General features: G+C 73.4%; 1 protein-coding gene and 1 pseudogene (1 of these 2 only partly in view). Both read right to left on the bottom strand.

What is annotated here, in order from left to right:
- Window positions 1-7: 7 nt before the first annotated feature.
- Window positions 8-16,804 (bottom strand): annotated as a pseudogene (locus ACIP9H_RS32420) (type I polyketide synthase); the annotation flags it as partial.
- Window positions 16,805-16,909: 105 nt separating this feature from the next.
- Window positions 16,910-23,647, bottom strand: the end of a protein-coding gene (locus ACIP9H_RS32415) for an SDR family NAD(P)-dependent oxidoreductase (protein ID WP_401962388.1). Its footprint extends 20,796 nt past the window's final position; 6,738 of the gene's 27,534 nt are visible here — the last part of the coding sequence; its start codon lies off the right edge, out of view — the gene reads right to left on this strand; it ends in the stop codon at window positions 16,910-16,912.

Here is a 23,647-nt window from a genome sequence, read left to right as displayed (position 1 = left end):
TCGCCCGTCAGAGGTTCTCGGTCAGCCACTCCTCCACGGCCCGCGTGGTCGTCGCCGCATGCTGCTCCATCATGGTGAAGTGGTCGCCCTGCACGTCCAGGGCGGTGTGCTCCAGGTCCCAGTACGAACGCCAGTCGCCGTCGGTGGGCCGGAACCAGTCGAAGAACCGCTCCCCGGCCCGCACCAGCAGCGTCGGCGACGTCACCGCCCTCGGCTTCCAGCCCGCGAAGAGCCGGAAGTAGGCGCCCATGGCCAGCAGTCGGGTGTCGTCGACCGGCACATAGGTGTCCTGGCGCTCGGCGATGCCCTGGCCGAGACCGGGCTGCAGGCCCACGAGCGCGTCGTCGTCGTGCGAGTAGATGTCGATCAGCACCACGGCCGCGGGACGGGTCCCCTCGCTCTCCAGCCGCTCGGCGACCGCGTGCGCGAGCATGCCGCCCGACGAGTGGCCGAGCAGCACGAACGGAGCGCCGCCCGTGTTCCGCAGCACGGCCTCCGCCTGCGCGTCGATCACGGCCTCCACGGACGTCGGCAGCTGCTCACCGCGCAGGAAGCCCGGCACACCCAGCGCCCACACGTCCCGGTGACCCCGGAACCCGGAGGCGAACCGGGCGTACTGGTGCGGGCCCGAGATCGACAGGATCGAGGGGAAGCAGACCACACCGGGCCCCGACTCACCCCGGGAGAGCCGCACGAAGGCGGGTGCCTTGCGCAGTTCGGCCGGAGAGGCGAACGAGGGCCGGAACCGCGAGGCCTGCATGAGCATTTCCATGAACTGGCCCGAGGTGCCCTGGGCCCCGGCCTCCTGGAGCATCGCGCCGAACACCCCGGAGCCCTCGTCCGCGGCGTTCCCCGCCTCGCCCGCGTCCCCCGCGGGCGACTGCGCGCCGCCGGAGGCCCCGGCGAGTTCGGCGCGCAGCAGTCCGGCGACCAGGATGGGGGTCGGGTAGTCGAAGAGCAGGGTGGGGGGCAGCCGCAGGCCCGTCGCCGCGTTGAGCTGGTTGCGCAGCTCCACGGCGGTCAGCGAGTCCAGACCGAGCTCCAGGAACTCCTGGGTCTCCCCCACCGCGTCGGGCGAGGGGTAGGCGAGCACGGCCGCGACCTGGGCGCGCACGACGTCGAGCAGCACCCGCTCCTGCTCCTCCTCGGACAGCCCCGGCAGCTCCGCGAGCCGTCGGGCGGCCGCCGATGCCGCCGCCTCACCGGCACTGTGCCCGGCGGCCCTGCGGGGCCCACCGCGCACCAGCCCGCGGAAGACCGCCGGAAGGGCGCCGGCCTCCGCCCGGGCCCGCAGCGGTGCGGTGTCCAGGTGCATGGCGACCAGGACGCTGTTCTCGGCGGTGGTCAGGGCGCAGGCCGTGTCGAACAGGGCCAGGCCCTGCGCGGAGGTCAGCGGGGACAGTCCGGCGCGCGCCAGGCGCTGCATGTCGGCGGCCGTGAGCTCGCCGGTCATTCCGCTGGGCGTCTCCCACAGTCCCCATGCCAGCGACACGGCGGGCAGCCCCGCCGCGCGCCGGTGCTGGGCCAGGGCGTCGAGACAGGCGTTCGCCGCCGCGTAGTTCGCCTGCCCGGGGTTGCCGAGCGTGCCGGCCACCGACGAGAACAGCACGAAGGCGGCGAGGTCCGCGTCCCGCGTCAGCTCGTGCAGGTGCAGCGCCGCGTCCACCTTCGGACGCAGGACGGTGTCGATCCGCTCGGGGGTCAGCGACGGAACGAGTCCGTCGTCGAGGCGGCCGGCCGCGTGGACGACCGCGGTGAGCGGGTGCTCGGCGGGGATGCCCGCGAGCAGCGCCTCCAGCGCCTCCCGGTCGGACGCGTCGCAGGCGACGACGGTCGCCTCGGCGCCGAGCGCGGTGAGGTCGGCGACGAGTTCCGCGGCTCCGTCGGCGTCGGGGCCGCGCCTGCTGGTCAGCACGAGGTGCCCCACGCCCCGCTCCGTGACCAGGTGCCGGGCCAGGAGGGCGCCCAGCACGCCGGTGCCCCCGGTGATGAGGACGGTGCCCTTCGGGTCGAGGGCCGGGACCTGTGCGTCCTCCGTGGGTTCGGCGGGCTCGGTGGCCTCGGTCGCGTCGGGGCGCGCCGCGGGGACCCTGGCCAGCCGTGCGGCGTGCAGCGCTCCCCCGCGGAGGGCGAGTTGCTGCTCCCCGGCCGACTGCGCGGCAGCGGCGGCCGCCAGGAGCGGGCCGAGCTGCTCCGGGGCGTCGCCGCCGTCGTCCTCCGCGTCGAGGTCGAGCAGCAGGAAACGGCCGGGGTTCTCGGACTGCGCCGATCGCACCAGGCCCCACACCGCCGCGTGGGCCACGTCCCGTACGCCCTCTCCGGGCCGGGCCTCGACGGCGCCGCGCGTCACGAACGCGAGCCTTGATGCGGCGAGCGACTCCTCGGCCGACCACGCCTGCGCGAGTGCGAGCGCGGAGTGCGCCGCGCGCCGGGCCTCTTCCGCGACCTGCGCCGCGCTCCCGGCGCCGGCGGCGACGGATGAGACGGACGAGACCAGCACGGTGTCCGGTGACGGCTTGCCCGCCGCCACCACGCCGACCAGTACGTCCAGGTCCGCGTACACCTCTACCGCGGCGCCCGTTGCCCGCAGCGCGGCCTCGAGGCCGAGCGGGTCCGTACCGACCACGGCCCAGCTTCCGGTCTCCGGGGCGGTGCCACCAGCAGTCACAGCCGGCCACTCCAGCCGGAACAGCGACTCGTGGAACGCCGGGCCCGCCGCCCGGAGCCCGGCGGGGTTCACCTCCCTCAGCAGCAGCGACTCGACCGACACGACCGGTTCGCCGCGCTCGTCGAACGCCGCGAGCGAGACCGCGCCGGAACCCGCGGGGGCCAGGCGCACCCGCAGCGCGCCGGCGCCGACGGCGTGCAGGCCGACACCGCCGAAGGAGAAGGGCAGCCGCATGCGGGGGCCGTCCTCCCCCGGCTGCTCGTCGTCGGCGACGAGGAAGGAGCCCAGCACGATGCCGTGGAGGCCCGCGTCCAGCAGCGCGGGGTGGACCCCGAACTGCGCGGCCTGGGCCAAGGACTCGTCGGGCAGCAGCAGTTCGGCGAAGAGTTCGTCACCGCGGCGCCAGGCCGCCCGCAGGTTGCGGAACGCCGGGCCGTACGCGAAGCCGACTGCGGCGAAGCCGTCGTACAGACCCGTCACGTCCAGCGGTTCCGCCCCGGCCGGGGGCCAGACCGCCGCGTCCAGCGCCGGCGGCGGGGTCGTCGCGGCCACCGGGCCGAGGAGACCGCTCGCGTGCCGCGTCCACGGCACGTCCAGGCCGCTCTCGCCGCTCGCGGCCTCGGCGCGCGAGTGCACGTGCAGCGTGCGCCGCCCGTTCGCGTCCGGCTCGGCCAGCGACAACCGCAGCTGGAGCGCGCCGCGTTCGGGCAGGACGAGCGGCGCCTCCAGCGTCAGTTCCTCCAACAGCTCGGTGCCCGCCCGCTGGCCTGCGTGCAGGGCCAGTTCGACGAACGCGGTCCCCGGCAGCAGCACCGCGCCGGAGACGGCGTGGTCGGCCAGCCACGGGTGGGAGTCGAGCGAGAGGCGGCCGGTGAACAGCAGTCCTTCGGAGTCGGGGAGTTCGACCGCGGCTCCGAGCAGCGGGTGCTCCGCCCGCCCGAGACCGGCCGACGCCACATCGCCGACCTGCGCGACCGGCACGTCGATCCAGTACCGCTCCTGCTGGAAGGCGTACGTGGGCAGGTTCACCAGGCGGGCGCCGGTCCCGGCGAAGTACGCCTCCCAGTCCACCCTGCCACCGCGCACGTGCACGAGGCCGAGGGCACCGGTCACCGTCTCCGCCTCGGGGCGGGAAGACCGCAGGGCGGGGGCGAAGGCGGCGCCTTCGGTGGTCAGGCACTCCTGGGCCATGGCGGAGAGGATCCCGTCGGGGCCGAGTTCGAGGTAGGTGGTGACGCCCGCAGCCTCCAGGGCGCGGATGCCGTCGAGGAAGCGGACCGCCTCGCGGACGTGCCGGACCCAGAAGTCGGGCGAGGTCATCTCGTCGGTGACCACGGCCCCGGTGAGGTTGGAGACGACGGGGATGCGCGGGGCGGCGTAGGCCAGGCCCGCGGCGACCTCGCGGAAGTCCGCCAGCATTCCGTCCATGTGGGGCGAGTGGAAGGCGTGGCTGACCGTCAGGCGCTTGGACTTGCGGTCCGGGAAGGCCTCCGTGATCGCCGTCGCCGCGTCCTCGTCACCGGCGATGACGACCGACTGGGGGCCGTTGACGGCAGCGATGCTCACGCGGTCGTTCAGCAGCGGCAGGACCTCGTCCTCCGAGGCCTGCAGCGCGATCATCACGCCGCCGCCCGGCAGCGCCTGCATCAGCCGCCCACGGGCCTCGACCAGCGCGCACGCGTCCTCCAGTGAGAACACCCCGGCCACGTGGGCGGCGGCGATCTCACCGATGGAGTGGCCGGAGAGGTAGTCCGGCTTCACGCCCCACGACTCCAGCAGCCGGAACAGGGCCACTTCGACGGCGAACAGCGCCGGCTGCGTGTGGGCGGTCTCGTTCAGCAGGTTGCTGTCGTCGCCGAACAGGACGTCCTTCAGCGGGATGTCGAGGTGCGCGCAGACCGCGTCCAGCGCCTGCGCGAACACCGGATAGGCGTCGTACAGCTCCCGTCCCATTCCCAGGCGCTGGCTGCCCTGGCCGGTGAAGAGGAAGGCCAGCTTCCCGGAGCTCACCGCTCCCCGCGTCACCGACGCCGCCGGGCCCTCGGCCTCGACAGCGGACAAGCCGCGCAGCAGCTCATCCCGGTCCGAGGCCACAACCACCGCTCGGTGCTCAAAGACCGCGCGCTTGGTGGCGAGCGTGTAAGCGACGGCGAGGTCGTCCGTCCCCGCGGTGTTCTCCAGGTGCGTCCGCAGACGGGACGCCTGGTCGCGCAGCGCTTCCGCGGACTTCGCGGAGAGCACGTGGGCCCATACGGGTAGGACGCGCTCGCCGGCGGGCGGCGTCGCGTTCCTCAGCTGAGCGGGGTCGTCGGGGGCCTGCTCGATGATCGTGTGGGCGTTGGTGCCGCTGATGCCGAACGAGGAGATACCGGCACGGCGCGGGCGGCCGGTCTCCGGCCAGTCCCTCCGCTCGGTCAGCAGCGAGACCGCGCCCTCGGACCAGTCCACGTGCGGGCTGGGCTCGTCCACATGCAGCGTCCTGGGCAGCACACCGTGCCGCATGGCCAGGATCATCTTCATGATGCCGGCGACACCGGCGGCGGCCTGCGTGTGGCCGAAGTTGGACTTCACCGAGCCGAGCCACAGCGGCTGCTCGTCGCTGTGCTCCTGGCCGTACGTCGCCAGCAGCGCCTGCGCCTCGATCGGGTCGCCGAGCCTGGTTCCGGTGCCGTGCGCCTCCACGACATCCACGTCGGCGGCGGTGAGCCGGGCGTTGGCCAGGGCCTGCCGGATCACGCGCTGCTGGGAGGGACCGTTGGGGGCGGTGAGGCCGTTGCTCGCGCCGTCCTGGTTGATCGCCGAACCGCGGACCACCGCGAGCACCGGGTGGCCGTTGCGGCGGGCGTCCGACAGCCGCTCCACGAGCAGCATGCCGACTCCCTCACCCCACGCGGTGCCGTCGGCCGCGGCCGCGAACGGCTTGCAGCGGCCGTCGGCGGACAGGCCGCGCTGGATGCTGAACGCCACGAACGTGCCCGGCGTCGCCATCACGGTCACGCCGCCGGCCAGTGCCAGATCGCACTCGCCGTTGCGCAGCGCCTGGGCGGCGAGGTGGAGCGTCACGAGGGAGGACGAGCAGGCCGTGTCGACCGTGACGGCAGGGCCTTCCAGACCGAAGGTGTAGGACACGCGACCGGAGACGACACTGCCGGAACTGGCGGTGCCCATGTAGCCCTCGAGGCCTTCCGGAGCGCGGTGGAGCAGAGTGCCGTAGTCGTTGTACATCACGCCCGCGAAGACGCCCGTACGGCTGCCGCGCACCGAGGCCGGGTCGATGCCGGCCCGCTCGAACGCCTCCCACGAGGTGTCCAGCAGCAGGCGCTGCTGCGGGTCGGTGGCCAGGGCCTCACGCGGCGACATCCCGAAGAACGTCGGGTCGAAGTGGTGCGCGTCGTGGAGGAATCCACCGTTCATGCTGTAGCTCGTGCCCGGGCGGTCGGAGTCCGGGTCGAACAGCTCGGCCATGTTCCAGCCGCGGTCCTCCGGCATCTCGGAGATGGCGTCCCTGCCCTCCGAGACCAGCTCCCACAGATCCTCGGGAGTGCGCACACCCCCGGGGAAGCGGCAGGCCATCGCCACGATCGCGATCGGCTCGTCGTCGCGGACCGCGACCGTCACGGGGGCGTCGATCGCCTGCTGTCCGCCCAGCAGCTCGGAGTGCAGGTAGTCGGCCAGGACCGCCGGGGTCGGGTAGTCGAAGACGAGGGTGGCCGGCAGCCGCACACCGGTCGCGGTGCTCAGCCGGTTGCGCAGCTCGACGGCCGTCAGTGAATCGAAGCCGACCTCGCTGAACGCGCGCGCCGGTACGACCGCCTCCGGGCCGTCGAACCCGAGCACCGCCGCCACTTGGGCGCGGACGAGGTCGAGCACGGCGTCGGCCCGCTCGCTCTCGGGCAGTGCGCCCAGCTGCCGGGCGAGCTTGCCCGCGGAGGCCGAAGCCGCCCGGGCGGCACGCCGGTTGGGGACGCGGACCAGACCACTGAGCAACGGCGGCAGCATCCCGCCACCGGCAACCTGGGCACGCAGAGCGCCAAGGTCGAGCTTCATCGGCACGAACAGCGCGGTACCGGAAGCCGTGGCGGTGTCGAAGAGCGCCAGGCCCTCCTGCTCCGACAGGGCGTTCACGCCACCGCGCCCGAGGCGCGACACCTCACCGGCGGCCAGCTCTCCTGCCATGCCGCCGTCCCACAGACCCCACGCCAGCGACGTCGCGGCCAGGCCCTGCGCCCTGCGGTGCGCGGCGAGAGCATCGAGGAAGACGTTGGCCGCCGCGTAGTTCGCCTGCCCGGCGCCACCGAAGACACCGGCGGCGGAGGAGAACAGCACGAAGGCCGACAGATCCATGTCCTGCGTGAGTTGGTGGAGGTTCCAGGCGGCGTCCACCTTCGGACGCAGGACCGCCGAAAGGCGCTCCTGGTCCAGGGACGCGATCACGCCGTCGTCCAGGACACCGGCGGTGTGCACCACCGCCGACAGCGGACGCTCCGCCAGTAGCCCGGCCAGCGCGTCCCGGTCGGCCACATCGCACGCCGCCCACACCACCGACGCACCCAGATCCGTGAGCTCCGCCGTCAGCTCAGAAGCACCCGGGGCGTCCCCACCCCGGCGGCTCACCAGCAGCAGATCGCGTACGCCGTACTCGGACACCAGGTGACGCGCGAACAGACCGCCCAGCGCACCACTGGCACCCGTCACCAGCACCGTGCCCTCAAGGACCGGGAGTTCGGCGTCGGGATCCGCGACGGCCCGCGCCAGGCGAGGCGCCAGGAACTGTCCGTCCCGGACGGCGATTTCCGGCTCACCGGTGGCCAGCGCCGCCGCGACGACCTCGGGGGCGATCTCACCGTCGAGGTCGATCAGACCGAACCGGCCCGGGTTCTCCGACTGAGCCGAACGGATCAGGCCCCACACCGGGGCGTGCACCAGATCCGCGACCCCGTCGCCGGGTGCAGCGGCCACCGCGCCCCGCGTCAGGAACACCAGACGCGAGTCGGCGAACCGCTCGTCGCCCAGCCACTCCCGCACCAGGTCCAGCACGCGCCCGGTCTCCGCGTGCACGGCGTCCGCGACGTCCTGAACCGGCTCGTCCGGCACACACGGCACGACCATGACCGCGGGGACGGTCCCGCCCTCCGCGGCCACCGCGCCCAGCGCCGCGAGATCCGCGAACACCTGGGACCCGGCGCCCAGCAGCATCCAGTCCTCGACCGCCGTGCCACCACCGGAAACAGGCGACCACCGGACCTCGAACAGAGCGTCGCCGCTCCCGGCACCCGGCCCCGCGAACTGCTCCGGCGAGAAGGCCCGCAACGCCAGACCCCGCACCGACGCCACCGGCTCGCCCTCGGCGTCCGCCAGCTCCAGCGCCACCACGTCACGGCCCGCCCGCGACAACCGCACCCGGACCTCGGACGCACCCACCGCGTGCACGGCCACGCCCGACCAGGAGAACGGCAGTCGTCCCTGCCCGGTGTCCTCGACGAGACCGCCGACGGTGATGGCGTGCAGGGCCGCGTCGAGCAGCGCGGGGTGGAGCCCGAACTGCTCGGCCCCGGGGGCGGTCTCGTCACCGAGTGCGACCTCGGCGAACACGTCCTCGCCACGGCGCCACACCGAGCGCAGCCCCTGGAAGACCGATCCGTACGCGAACCCGGCCATGGCCAGGGCCTCGTACAGTCCGTCGATCGCGACCGGCTCCGCGCCGGGCGGCGGCCACGCCGCCAGGTCGAACGCCGGCTCCGACGTCCGCTCCGCGAGCAGTCCGGTCGCGTGCCGCACCCACGGCACCTCGTCCACCGCGCGATCGGCGCGGGAGTGGAAGGCGACCGGCCGTCGGCCCGCCTCGTCGGACGCTCCGACGCTGATCTGCAGTTGGAGCGCGCCGCGTTCGGGCAGGACGAGCGGCGCCTCCAGGGTGAGTTCCTCCAGCAGCTCGGTGCCTGCCCGCTGACCGGCGTGCAGGGCCAGCTCGACGAACGCCGTCCCCGGCAGCAGCACCGCGCCCGAGACGGCGTGGTCCGCCAGCCACGGGTGGGAGTCGAGCGACAGCCGAGCGGTGAACAGCAACCCCTCGGAGTCGGGGAGCTCGACCGCCGCGCCCAGCAGCGGGTGCTCCGCTCTCCCGAGACCGGCCGACGCCACATCGCCGACCTGCGCGACCGGCACGTCGATCCAGTACCGCTCCTGCTGGAAGGCGTACGTCGGGACGTCCGCCAGGCGGGCGCCCGTCCCCGCGAAGTACGCCTCCCAGTCCACCCTGCCACCGCGCACGTGCACGAGGCCGAGAGCGCCGATCACCGTCTCCGCCTCGGGGCGGGAAGACCGCAGGGCGGGGGCGAAGGCAGCGCCTTCGGCGCTCAGGCACTCCTGGGCCATCGCCGACAGCACGCCGTCCGGCCCGATCTCCACGTATGCCGTGACACCTGCGGCCTCCAGGGCACGGACGCCATCGAGGAAACGGACCGCGTCGCGGACGTGGCGGACCCAGAAGTCGGGCGACGCCATCTCGTCGGTGACCACGGCACCGGTGAGGTTCGAGACCACCGGAATGCGCGGGGCTTCGAAGGAGAGCCCCGACACCACCTCACGGAACGCGTCGAGCATCCCGTCCATGTGGGGCGAGTGGAACGCGTGGCTGACCGTCAGGCGCTTGGACTTCCGGTCCGGGAACGCCTCCACGATCGCGACAGCGGCGTCCTCGTCACCCGCGATCACCACAGCCTGCGGGCCATTGACGGCGGCGATGCTCACGCGCTCGGTCAGCAACGGCAGGACCTCGTCCTCCGACGCCTGCACCGCGATCATCACACCGCCGCCCGGCAGCGCCTGCATCAGCCGCCCGCGCGCCTCGACCAGCGTGCACGCGTCCTCCAGCGAGAACACCCCGGCCACATGCGCGGCGGCGATCTCACCGATCGAGTGCCCGGACAGGAAGTCCGGCTTCACACCCCAGCTCTCCAGCAGGCGGAACAGGGCCACTTCCATCGCGAACAGCGCCGGCTGCGTGAACTCCGTACGGTCCAAGGCCTCCGCGTCGTCCCCCAACAGCACATCCTTGAGCGGGATGTCGAGGTGCGCGCACACCGCGTCCAGCGCCCGCGCGAACACCGGATAGGCGTCGTACAGCTCCCGTCCCATTCCCAGGCGCTGGCTGCCCTGGCCGGTGAAGAGGAAGGCGAGCTTTCCGGAGCTCACCGCCCCCCGCGTCACCGACGCCGCCGGGCCCTCGGCCTCCACGGCGGCCAGACCGCGCAGCAGCTCGTCCCGACCTGAGGCCACAACCACCGCGCGGTGCTCGAAAGCCGCGCGCTTCGTGGCGAGCGTGTAGGCCACATCGGCACCGGCGAGCCCGGAATCCCGCAGACGGGACGCCTGGTCGCGCAGGGCGTCCGCGGACTTCGCCGACAGCACATAGGGCAGGGCCGATTCGGCGTCCTCCGTGGGCGCCGGCTCCGCCGCGCCGACGGCCGGCGCGAGGCCGTCGGGGGCCTGCTCGATGATCGTGTGGGCGTTGGTGCCGCTGATGCCGAACGACGACACGGCGGCGCGACGGGGTCGTCCCGTTTCCGGCCAGTCCATGCGCTCCGTGAGCAGCGAGACCGCGCCCTCGGACCAGTCCACATGCGGGCTGGGCGCGTCCACGTGCAGGGTCTGCGGCAGCACCCCGTGCCGCAGGGCCATCACCATCTTGATCACACCGGCGACACCGGCGGCGGCCTGCGTGTGGCCGAAGTTGGACTTCACCGAGCCGAGCCACAGCGGCTGCTCGTCGCTGTGCTCCTGGCCGTACGTCGCCAGCAGCGCCTGCGCCTCGATCGGGTCGCCCAGCGTCGTGCCGGTGCCGTGCGCCTCGACCACGTCGATCTCTGCCGCCGACAGGCTCGCGCTCGCGAGCGCGGCACGGATCACGCGCTGCTGCGACGGGCCGTTCGGCGCGGTAAGGCCGTTGCTCGCGCCGTCCTGGTTGACGGCCGAGCCGCGCAGCAGCGCCAGAACCGGGTGGCCGTTGCGGCGAGCGTCCGACAGCCGCTCCACAAGCAGCATGCCGACGCCCTCACCCCAGCCCGTGCCGTCGGCGGCAGCCGCGAACGGCTTGCAGCGCCCGTCGGCGGACAGACCGCGCTGGATGCTGAACGCCACGAACGTGCCCGGCGTCGCCATCACCGTGACACCGCCGGCCAGCGCCAGATCGCACTCGCCGTTGCGCAGCGCCTGAGCGGCAAGATGCAGTGACACCAGCGAGGACGAGCACGCCGTGTCGACCGTGACGGCAGGGCCCTCCAGGCCGAAGGTGTACGACACCCGGCCCGAGGCGACGCTGCCCGAACTCGACGTACCGATGTAACCCTCGAGGCCTTCCGGAGCGCGGTGCAGCAGAGTGCCGTAGTCGTTGTACATCACGCCCGCGAAGACGCCCGTACGGCTGCCGCGCACCGTCGCCGGGTCGATCCCGGCCCGCTCGAACGCCTCCCACGACGTCTCCAGCAGCAGCCGCTGCTGTGGATCGGTCGCCAGCGCCTCACGCGGCGACATCCCGAAGAACGTCGGGTCGAAGTGGTGCGCGTCGTACAGGAACGCGCCGTTCATGCTGTAGGTCGTGCCCGGGCGGTCGGAGTCCGGGTCGAACAGCTCGGCGATGTCCCAGCCGCGGTCGTCCGGCATCTCGGAGATGGCGTCCCGCCCCTGCGAAACCAGGTCCCACAGGCCCTCGGGAGACCGGACCCCGCCGGGGAAGCGGCAGGCCATCGCCACGATCGCGATCGGCTCGTCGTCGCGGACCGCGACCCTGGTCTGAGCGGCCGCTTCCTGCGAGCCGAGCAGTTCGGCGGTGAGGTACCGGGCCAGGACGGTGGGCGTCGGGTAGTCGAAGACGAGGGTGGCGGGCAGCCGCACTCCGGTCGCGGTGCCGAGCCGGTTGCGCAGTTCGACGGCGGTCAGCGAGTCGAAGCCGACCTCGCTGAACGCGCGTGCCGGGTCGACCGCGTCCGGGCCGTCGAACCCGAGCACCGAGGCGACCTGGGTGCGGACGAGTTCCAGTACAGACGCCTCGCGCTCGGCCACGGGCAGGGCGGCCAGCTGCCGGGCCAGCTTGCCTGCGGAGGCCGAAGCAGCGCGGGCGGCACGCCGGTTGGGGACGCGAACGAGGCCGCTGAGCAGCGGCGGCAGCATCCCGCCACCGGCGACCTGGGCACGCAGGGCGGCCAGGTCGAGCTTGACGGGCACGAACAGCGCGGTGCCGGAAGCCGTGGCGGTGTCGAAGAGCGCCAGGCCCTCCTGCTCCGAGAGGGCATTCACACCGCCGCGTCCCAGGCGCGAGACGTCATCGGCGTCCAGGTCGCTCGCCAGGCCGCCGTCCCACAGACCCCATGCCAGCGACGTCGCCGCCAGACCCCGCGACCTGCGGTGCGCGGCCAGCGTGTCCAGGAAGACGTTCGCCGCCGCGTAGTTCGCCTGACCGGCGCCGCCGAAGACACCGGCGGCGGAGGAGAACAGCACGAACGCCGCCAGGTCCATGTCCTGCGTCAGCTGGTGGAGGTTCCACGCCGCGTCCACCTTCGGACGCAGCACCGACGACAGACGCTCCTGGTCCAGGGACGCGATCACGCCGTCGTCCAGCACACCGGCGGTGTGCACCACCGCCGACAGCGGACGCTCCGCCAGTAGCCCGGCCAGGGCATCCCGGTCGGCCACATCGCACGCCGCCCACGCCACCGACGCGCCCAGCTCTGCCAGTTCAGCGGTCAGGTCCTCAGCACCCGGGGCGTCGCTGCCACGTCGGCTGACCAGCAGCAGATCGCGCACGCCGTACTCGGTCACCAGGTGACGCGCGAACATCCCGCCCAGCAGGCCGCTCGCGCCCGTCACCAGCACCGTGCCATCCAGCACCGGGAGTTCGGCGTCGGGATCCGCTACGGCCCGCGCCAGGCGCGGCGCCAGGAACTCCCCGGCCCGGATGGCAATCTCCGGCTCGCCGGAGGCCAGGGCCGACGACAGCGCCCGCGCGTCCGCTTCGGCGTCGCCCTCGCCGTCGAGGTCGAGGTCGAGGTCGACCAGACCGAAGCGCCCCGGGTTCTCCGACTGCGCCGACCGCACCAGGCCCCACACCGGGGCGTGAGCAAGATCCGTCACGTCCTCGTCCGGAAGCACGGCCATCGCGCCCCGGGTCAGGAACACCAGGCGCGAGCCGGCGAACCGCTCGTCGGCCAGCCACTCCTGGATCAGGCTCAGCGCCCGCCCGGTCTCGGCGTGCACCGCGTCGGGCAGTTCCCGTACGGCATCGTCCTTCACGCACGGTACGACCACCACCGAGGGGACGGCGTCGCCCTCGGTGAGCGCCGCGCCCAGCGCCGCCAGGTCGGCGTACGCCGACTCGGGGCCGCCGAGCGTCGTCCACTCCGCGGCGGCAGCCGCGGAGCCGCCGGACGGGACGGTCGTCCACTGGACCTGGAAGAGCGCGTCACCCTGACGGCCGCCCGGTCCGGCGAACTGCTCCGGCGAGAACGTCCTCAGCGCGAGACTGCGCACGGACGCCACCGGCGCGCCCTCGGCGTCCGCCACCTGCAACGCCACCGCGTCGCGGCCCGCGCGCGAGAGCCGCACCCTCAGCTCGGACGCGCCGACGGCGTGCACGGACACACCCGACCACGCGAACGGCAGACGCCCCTGGCTGGTGTCGTCGACGAGGCCACCGACACCGATGGCGTGCAACGCGCCGTCCAGGAGGGCCGGGTGGAGGCCGAACTGCTCGGCGTCCGGCTCGGTCTCGTCCCCGAGGTTCACCTCGGCGAAGACGTCCTCACCCTCGCGCCAGACCCCTCGCAGTCCCTGGAAGAGCGGGCCGTACTCGAACCCGGCCACGGCCAGCGCCTCGTACAGTCCGTCGATCGCGACGGGCTCGGCGCCGGCCGGCGGCCACGCCGCCAGGTCGAACGCCGGCTCCTCCGCCCTGTCCGCCAGGACCGCGGTCGCGTGCCGCACCCACGGCTCGTCGTCGCCGGCACGGTCGGCGCGGGAGTGGAAGGCGACCGGGCGGCGTCCCGACTCGTCGGGCGCGCCGACGCTGATCTGCAACTCGACGGCGCCCTCTTCGGGGAGCACCAGCGGGGCTTCCAGGGTCAGGTCCTCGACCAGGCCGCAGCCGACCTGGTCGCCGGCGCGAACGGCCAGTTCGACGAAGGCCGTACCGGGGAGCAGCACCGTGCCGGAGACGGCGTGGTCGGCGAGCCACGGGTGCGTGTCGAGCGACAGCCGGCCGGTGAGGAGCAGGCCCTCGGCGTCGGCGAGCGCCACGGAGGTCGCGAGCAGCGGGTGGTCGGCGGAGCGGAAGCCGGCCGAGGTCACATCCCAGCCGATGGTTCCGGCGTCGAGCCAGTAGTGCTCGCGTTCGAAGGCGTAGGTGGGGAGGTCCACGCGCTGTGCGCCGGTCCCGGCGAACACCGCCTGCCAGTCCACGGACGCACCGTGGACGTAAGCCTCACCCAGCGACAGCCAGAACCGCTCCAGACCGCCTTCGTTGCGACGCAGCGAACCCAGGACCGCGGCGTCACGACCGGAGTCCTCGACGGTCTCCTGCAAACCGACGGTGAGAACCGGGTGCGGGCTGGACTCGATGAACACACCGAAGCCCTGCTCCAGCAGCGTCCGGACCGCCTGCTCCAGCTCCACCGTCTGACGCAGGTTCCGGAACCAGTAACCGCCGTCCAGCTCCGGACCGGTCATCCACTCGCCGGTCACCGTCGACAGGAACGGCACCTGCGCCTCACCCGGGGTGATCGGCGCAAGAAGCTTCCCGAGTTCTTCTTCGAGGAGGTCGACCTGAGCGGAGTGCGACGCGTAGTCCACCGCGATCCGCCGCGCCCGAACGCCATCCGCCTCACACGAGGCCAGCAACTCCTCCAGCGCCTGCACTTCACCGGACACCACCACGGACGACGGGCCGTTCACCGCAGCAACCGAGATCCGGTCCTCGCCCCACGCAGCGATCCGCTCCCGCACCTGCGCGGCCGGCAGCGCCACCGACACCATCCCGCCCAGACCGGCCAGCACCCGGCCAATCGCCTGACTGCGCAGAGCCACCACCCGGGCGGCATCCTCCAGCGAGAGGATCCCGGCAACGCACGCGGCCGCGATCTCGCCCTGCGAGTGCCCGATCACCGCAGCCGGACGCACCCCGGCCGCCTTCCACACCTCCGCCAGCGACACCATCACCGCGAACAACGCAGGCTGGACCACGTCCACGCGCTCCAGCGACGGAGCACCCTCCACACCACGCAGCACATCCACCAGCGACCAATCGGTGAACGGCTCCAACGCCCGCGCGCACTCCCCCAGCCGCTCCGCGAACACCGGCGAGGAATCCAGCAACTCCGCCGCCATACCGACCCACTGCGAGCCCTGCCCCGGGAAGACGAACACCGTCTTGCCGCCGAGGGTCGACCCCTGGACGACGTGGGACGACGGCTCGCCCTCCGCAAGAGCGGTGAGGGCCCGTACGTAGTCGGCACGCTCGCGGCCGACCAGGACCGCGCGTCGTGCGTGTGCGGCGCGGGTGGTGGCCAGGGAGTGGCCCACGTCGGCGGGGCGCAGGGCGGGATGGGCCTCCAGGTGGGCGAGGAGGCGTTCGGCCTGGCCGCGCAGCGCGTTCTCGCTCTTGGCGGTCAGGGTCCAGGGCAGGACGTCGGAAAGGCTCGACGCGATCAGGACGGGAGGCTGCTCCGGCTCCGCGGTCGCCGCCTCGTCGGCGGTCTCCGCGACCTCGGCGTCGGTCTCGGTCTCGGCCTCCGCAGGAGCGGGGGCGGTCGCTTCCTCGATGATGATGTGCGCGTTGGTGCCGCTGACGCCGAACGACGAGACGGCGGCCCGGCGCGCGCGACCGGTCTCCGGCCACTCCTGACCCTCCGTGAGGAGGGAGACCGCGCCGGCCGACCAGTCCACGTTGGACGAGGGCTTGTCCACGTGCAGGGTCCTGGGGAGCCTGCCGTTGCGGATCGCCATGACCATCTTGATGATGCCCGCGACACCGGCGGCGGCCTGCGTGTGGCCGATGTTCGACTTGATCGAGCCCAGCCACAGCGGCTGCTCGTCGCTGTGCTCCTTGCCGTAAGTGGCCAGCAGGGCCTGCGCCTCGATGGGGTCGCCCAGCGTGGTGCCCGTGCCGTGCGCCTCGACGGCGTCGACGTCGGAGGGTGTGAGGCGCGCGTCGGCCAGGGCGGCGCGGATCACCCGCTGCTGGGAAGGGCCGTTGGGGGCGGTGAGGCCGTTGCTCGCGCCGTCCTGGTTGACGGCGGAGCCGCGGACCACGGCGAGCACGGGGTGGCCGTTGGCGCGGGCGTCCGAGAGGCGCTCGACCAGCAGCATGCCCGCGCCCTCGGCCCAGCCGGTGCCGTCGGCCGCGTCGGCGAAGGACTTGCAGCGGCCGTCGAAGGACAGGCCGCGCTGCCGGCTGAACTCGGTGAAGGTGCCCGGCGTGGCCATGACGGTGGCGCCGCCGGCGAGGGCGAGCGAGCACTCGCCCTTGCGGAGCGACTGCATGGCGAGGTGCAGGGTGACGAGGGAGGACGAGCAGGCCGTGTCGACGGTGAGGGCCGGCCCCTCCAGGCCGAAGGTGTACGACACGCGGCCCGAGGCGACGCTGCTGGAGGCGCCGGTGACGAGGTAGCCCTCGGCCTCCTCGGGGATGGACCGCAGGCGCGCCGCGTAGTCGTGGTACATGACGCCGGCGAAGACGCCGGTCCGGCTGCCGCGCAGCGAGGCCGGGTCGATGCCGGCCCGCTCGAACACCTCCCACGAGGTCTCCAGCAGGAGCCGCTGCTGCGGGTCCATCGCCAGTGCCTCACGCGGCGATATCCCGAAGAACGCGGGGTCGAACCAGTTGGCGTCGTGCAGGAAGCCACCCTGCTGCACATAGCTCGTGCCCTGCCCGTCGGGGTCGGCGTCGAACAGCCGCTCCATGTCCCAGCCCCGGTCGGTGGGGAACGGGGAGATGGCGTCGGCCCCCTCCGACACGAGCCGCCACAGGTCCTCGGGCGACTCGACGCCGCCCGGGTAGCGGCAGCTCATGCCGACGATCGCGATCGGCTCCGCCTCCGACGACTCGACCTCTTGAAGCCGGCGACGGGTCTCGTGGAGATCGGCCGTCACGCGCTTCAGGAAGTACCGAAGCTTTTCCTCGTTCATGCTTGCATCCCTCGTACGGAAGTCAGAAAGGCGGAGTCGTGGGAAGGGCGGGCCGGACCCGTCGCGTCAGGAGATCCCGAATTCCTTGCCGATGAAGTCGAAGAGGTCGTCATCGGTGGCGGTCTCCAGCACTTCGGCCACGTCGGCGCCGTCGGAGCCCTCGGTCTCACCGGCCGCGCTCCACGCCGCCAGCAGGGCCTGCAGCCGCTCGGTGATCCGGTTCCGGCCGTCGTCGTCCGGTACGGCTTCGACGAGCGTCCGCTCCAGGCGGTCCAGTTCGGCGAGCAGCGGGGGAACCGCCGCGGCGCCGCCCTGCCAGAGCTCGTCGCGCAGGAATTCCACGATGGCGTTCGGGGTCGGGTAGTCGAAGACGAGCGTGGCCGGCAGCCGCACCCCCGTTGCCGCGCCCAGGCGGTTGCGGAGCTCGACCGCGGTGAGGGAGTCGAAGCCGACGTCGCTGAACGACCGTGCGCCGTCGACCGCTTCGGGACCGGCGAAGCCGAGCACGCCCGCGACGTGACCGCGGACCAGCTCCAGCAGCGCCTCCTCGCGTCCCTCCTTCGACAGGCCGGCCAGGCGCTCCCGAAGGGCTGCGCCTCCCTGCGTACCGCCGTCGGCGGCACCCGCCGCGCGCCGGTTGGGGACCCGGACCAGACCGCTGAGCAGCGGCGGCAGCATGCCTCCGCCGGTGACCTGGGCACGCAGGGCGGTCAGGTCGAGCTTGACGGGTACGAAGGCCGCGGTCGTTGAGGCGGCGGCGGTGTCGAAGAGGGCCAGGCCCTCCTGCTCGGACAGGGCGTTGACGCCACCGCGTCCGAGGCGGGACACCTCGCCGGCCTCCAGCTCGCCTGCCATGCCGCCGTCCCACAGGCCCCACGCCAGTGACGTCGCCGCCAGGCCGTGCGCCCTGCGGTGCGCGGCGAGGGCGTCGAGGAAGGAGTTGGCGGCGGCGTAGTTCGCCTGGCCCGCGCCGCCGAAGACACCGGCGGCGGAGGAGAACAGCACGAACGCGGCCAGGTCCATGTCCTGCGTGAGTTCGTGGAGGTTCCACGCCGCGTCCACCTTCGGACGCAGGACCGCCGTCAGGCGCTCCTGGTCCAGGGACGCGATCACGCCGTCGTCCAGCACACCGGCGGTGTGCACCACCGCCGACAGCGGACGCTCCGCCAGCACCCCGGCCAGCGCATCGCGGTCGGCCACGTCGCACGCGGCCCAGGCCACCGACGCACCCAGACCGGCCAGTTCGGCGGTCAGGTCCGCGGCACCGGGGGCGTCCTCGCCGCGGCGGCTGACGAGGAGCAGGTCCCGTACGCCGTACTCGGTCACCAGATGGCGGGCGAACAGGCCGCCCAGCGCACCACTGGCGCCCGTCACCAGCACCGTGCCGTCCAGGGCGAGCGGCGCGGCGTCCGGTGCCACGACCGCGCGGACGAGGCGCGGCACGCGCACCGCGCCGTCCCGCACCGCGGCCTCCGGCTCGCCCGCGGCGAGCACGGCGGGCAGCGCCTGGTAGGAGGCTTCGGCGTCGTCGGTGTCGATCAGGAGGAAGCGGCCCGGGTTCTCCGACTGCGCCGACCGCACCAGGCCCCACACCGGGGCATGCGCCAGGTCCGCAACCTCGTCGTCCTCGACGGAGGCCACCGCGCCCCGGGTCAGGAAGGCCAGCCGCGCGTCGGTGAACCGCTCGTCGCCGAGCCACTCCTGCAGCAGTGCGAGCACTCGCCCGGTCCCGGCATGCGCGGCACCCGGCAGGTCGTCGGACGCGGCGACGGCCAGCGGCACCACAACGACCTCCGGCACGGCCTCGCCCTCGCCGGCGAGCGCGGTCAGGCCCGCGCACATCTCGTAACGGACGCCTGCGGCGTCGAGACCCGCGTGGCCGGAGCCGTCGACGCTGAGCAGTGCCACGGGGCGCTGCTGGGCGGCCGGCACCGGTGCGAGGTGCAGCGCCGTCCAGTCGACCTCGAAGAGCGACTCCATGCGCCCGCCGCGCGCCGCGGCGCCGATCTGCTCGGGCGAAACGGCCCGCAGCACCAGCGACTCCACCGAGGCGACGGGCGCCCCGGTCGCGTCGGCCAGGTGCAGGGACACCGTGTCGCGGCCGGCCGGGGCCAGCCGGACGCGTACCGCCGCCGCACCGGTGGCGTGCAGGCGCACTCCGCCCCACGCGAACGGCAGACGTCCCTGCCCGGTGTCCTCCACGAGTCCGCCGAGGCCGGCGGCGTGCAGGGTGGCGTCGAGGAGGGCCGGGTGCAGCCCGAACCACTCCGCCGTCGCGGCCGCGTCCTCGTCGAGGCTCACCTCGGCGTAGACCTCGTCACCGAGTCGCCAGGCCGCGCGCAGGCCCTGGAAGACCGGGCCGTAGTCGAATCCGGCGGCCGCCATGCCGTCGTACAGCCCGTCGACGGCGATCGGCTCCGCACCCGGCGGCGGCCAGGCCGCCAGGTCGGAAGCGGGGGCGGGGACCGCCGCCGCGGGGGCGAGCACACCGCCGGCGTGCCGCGTCCACGGCTCGTCGGCGGGCGCGTTCTCGCCGCGCGAGTGGAGCGCCACGGCCCGCCGGCCGTCGTCGTCCGCACCGGCGACGGAGAGCCGCAGCTGCACACCGCCCGACTCCGGCAGCACCAGCGGCGCCTCCAGCGTCAGGTCGTCCAGGACCTCGCTGCCGACCTGCTCGCCTGCGCGCAGGGCCAGTTCGACGAAGGCGGTGCCCGGCAGGAGCACCGAGCCCATGACCGCGTGGTCCGCGAGCCACGGGTGCGTGGTCAGCGACAGGCGCCCGGTGAAGAGGACCCCGTCCGAGTCCGGCAGTTCGACCGCCGCGCCGAGCAGCGGGTGGTCCGCCGCACCGAGTCCGGCCGACGTGACGTCCCCGATGAAGTGGCCGCCCGACTCCAGCCAGTACCACTCGCGCTGGAAGGCGTAGGTGGGCAGTTCGACCTGCCGGCCGCCGGTCCGCGCGAAGTACGCCTCCCAGTCCACGGTCACTCCCGTGGCGTGGGCCTGGGCGAGTGCGGTGGTGACGGTCTCGGCCTCGGGGCGGCCGCCGCGCAGGGCCGGGGCGAAGAAGGCCCCGTCCTCCGTCAGGCAGTCCTGGGCCATGGCGGAGAGGACTCCGTCGGGGCCGAGTTCGAGGTAGGTGGTGACGCCCGCGGCCTCAAGGGCACGGATACCGTCGAGGAAGCGGACGGCCTCACGGACGTGCCGGACCCAGAAGTCGGGCGACGTCACCTCGTCGGTGACCAGGGCGCCGGTGAGGTTGGAGACGAGGGGGATGCGGGGCGCGGCGTAGGACAGGCCCTCGGCGACCTTGCGGAAGTCCGCGAGCATGGCGTCCATGTGCGGGGAGTGGAAGGCGTGGCTGACCGTCAGCCGCTTGGTCTTGCGGTCCGGGAATTCCGCGGCGATGGCCACCGCGGCGTCCTCGTCACCCGCGATGACCACCGAACGCGGCCCGTTGACGGCGGCGATGCTCACCCGCTCGTTCAGCAGCGGCAGGACCTCGTCCTCGGCCGCTTCGAGGGCGATCATCACGCCGCCGGTGGGCAGTGCCTGCATCAGCCGTCCGCGCGCCTCGACCAGCGTGCTGGCGTCCGCCAGGGACATCACCCCGGCGACGTGGGCTGCGGCGATCTCGCCGATGGAGTGGCCGGAGAGGTAGTCCGGCTTCACGCCCCACGACTCGACCAGTCGGTAGAGCGCCACTTCGACGGCGAAGAGCGCCGGCTGCGTGTGGGCGGTCTCGTTCAGCAGGTCGCTGTCGTCGCCGAACAGGACGTCCTTCAGCGGCACGTCGAGGTGCGCGCAGACCGCGTCGAGCGCGTCGGCGAACACCGGGTAGGTGTCGTACAGCTCCCGGCCCATGCCGAGGCGCTGGCTGCCCTGCCCCGTGAAGAGGAAGGCGAGCTTTCCGGCGCCCGCCGTGCCCCGCACCACCGAGGCCGCCGGGCCGTCGGCCTCCACGGCCGCGAGGCCGCGCAGCAGCTCGTCCCGGCCGGGGGCGACGACGACCGCACGGTGCTCGAAGGCTGCGCGGCGGGTGGCGAGGGTGTACGCCACATCGGCGGCGGCGAGGCCGGGTGCCTCTTCCAGGTGGGCCCGCAGGCGGGCCGCCTGGTCGCGGAGGCCGTCCGGGGTCTTCGCCGACAGCACGTACGCGCGGACGGAACCGTCGTCCTCGGCGGGAGCGTGGGCGACGACACGGCTCGGGGCGAGGTCGTCGGGGGCCTGCTCGATGATCGTGTGGGCGTTGGTGCCGCTGATGCCGAAGGACGAGATGCCGGCGCGGCGCGGGCGGCCGGTCTCCGGCCAGTCCATCTGGTCGGTCAGCAGGGAGACGGCGCCCTCGGACCAGTCGACGTGCGGGGTCGGCTCGTCCACGTGCAGCGTCCGCGGCAGCACGCCGTGACGCATCGCCATGATCATCTTGATGATGCCCGCGACACCGGCTGCGGCCTGCGTGTGACCGATGTTGGACTTGACGGAGCCGAGCCACAGCGGCTGCTTGTCGCCGTGCTCCTGGCCGTAAGTGGCCAGGAGGGCTTGGGCCTCGATCGGGTCGCCCAGCGTCGTGCCAGTGCCGTGCGCCTCGACCGCGTCGATCTCGGCGGCAGTGAGCCGGGCATTGGCCAGCGCCTGCCGGATCACGCGCTGCTGGGAGGGACCGTTGGGGGCGGTGAGGCCGTTGCTCGCGCCGTCCTGGTTGATCGCGGAACCGCGGACCACCGCGAGGACCGGGTGGCCGTTGCGGCGGGCGTCGGACAGCCGCTCGACGAGCAGCATGCCCGCGCCCTCGGCCCAACTGGTGCCGTCGGCAGCGGCCGCGAAGGACTTGATGCGGCCGTCGGGGGCCAGGCCGCGCTGCCGGCTGAACTCCGTGAAGGTGCCGGGCGACGCCATGACCGTCACACCACCGGCGAGCGCCATCGTGCACTCGCCGTTGCGCAGCGCCTGGATCGCCCAGTGCAGCGCCACCAGCGACGACGAACACGCGGTGTCCACCGTGACCGCCGGACCTTCGAGCCCGAACGCGTACGACACACGACCCGACGCGATGCTCCCCGAATTGCCGGTGCCGAGGTATCCCTCGACGCCCTCGGGAACAGCCGTCAGACGACTCGAGTAGTCGTGGTACATCACACCGGCGAAGACGCCGGTGTGGCTGCCGCGCATCGCGGCCGGGTCGATGCCCGCGCGTTCGAAGGCTTCCCACGAGGTCTCCAGCAGCAGACGCTGCTGCGGGTCCATCGCCACGGCCTCGCGCGGCGAGATCCCGAAGAAGGCGGGGTCGAAGCGACCTGCGTCGTGCAGGAAGCCGCCCGACTGCGTGTAGGTGGTGCCCCGGCCGTCCGGGTCCGGATCGAACAGCGCGTCCAGATCCCAGCCACGACCCTGCGGGAACGACGAGATCGCATCGCCGCCACCCAGCACCAGCCGCCACAGATCCTCGGGGGTCTCCACCCCGCCCGGATACCGGCAGCTCATGCCCACGATCGCGATCGGCTCGTCGTCCAGCACCCCGGCCCGCACCGGCACCAACGCCGCGCCAGCCGGCTGCTCGACCAGACCCAGAACCTCGCCCAGCAAGAACTCCGCGAGCGCCCCGGCCGTCGGGTAGTCGAAGACCAGCGTCGCCGGCAGCCGCACACCCGCCACCGAACCCAACCGGTTCCGCAGCTCCACCGCGGTCAGCGAGTCGAAGCCCAGCTCCTTGAACGCACGATCCGCCGGCACCTGGTCGAGCGAACCATGACCCAGAACACCCGCCACCTCACCCCGCACCACATCGAGCACGGCCTCGGCCCGCTCGTCCTGGGGCAGTGCCGCGAGCTGCCGGGCGAGCTTGCCCGCCGCGGCCGAACCGGCCTTCGCGGCGCGGCGAGCGGGAACGCGGACCAGGCCGCTCAGCAGCGGCGGCAGCATCCCGCTGCCCGCCTGGGCGCGGAGCGCGGCCAGGTCGAGCTTCATGGGCACGAGGACCGGGGCCTGGGTGGCGTGGGCGGTGTCGAAGAGGGCGAGGCCCTCGTCCTCCGTCAGGGCGTCCACGCCGCCCCGACCGGTACGTGCCACCTCGCCGGCCATGCCGCCATCCCACAGGCCCCAGGCCAGCGATGTCGCGGCCAGGCCCTGCGCCCTGCGGTGCGCGGCGAGAGCATCGAGGAAGACGTTGGCCGCCGCGTAGTTCGCCTGCCCGGCGCCACCGAAGACACCGGCGGCGGAGGAGAACAGCACGAAGGCCGACAGATCCATGTCCTGCGTGAGTTGGTGGAGGTTCCAGGCGGCGTCGACCTTCGGACGCAGGACCGCCGAAAGGCGCTCCTGGTCCAGGGACGCGATCACGCCGTCGTCCAGGACACCGGCGGTGTGCACCACCGCCGACAGCGGACGCTCCGCCAGTAGCCCGGCCAGGGCGTCCCGGTCGGCCACATCGCACGCCGCCCACGACACCGACGCACCCAGCTCCGCCAGTTCAGCGGTCAGGTCCTCAGCTCCCGGGGCGTCCTCGCCGCGGCGGCTGACCAGCAGCAGGTCCCGTACCCCGTACGCGGACACCAGGTGACGCGCGAACAGACCGCCCAGCGCACCACTGGCACCCGTCACCAGCACCGTGCCCTCAAGGAGCGGAAGTTCGGCGTCGGGATCCGCGACGGCCCGCGCCAGGCGAGGCGCCAGGAACTCGCCGTCCCGGACGGCGATCTCCGGCTCACCGGTGGCCAGCACCGCTGCGACGACCTCAAGGGCGATCTCACCGTCGACATCGATCAGGCCGAACCGGCCCGGGTTCTCCGACTGCGCCGACCGCAC

Origin of the sequence: Streptomyces sp. NPDC088732 (assembly GCF_044751205.1) — a bacterium.
Lineage (GTDB): Bacteria > Actinomycetota > Actinomycetes > Streptomycetales > Streptomycetaceae > Actinacidiphila.
Note: the sequence above shows the minus strand (reverse complement) of the source record. Positions and strands in the feature narration are given on the sequence as shown.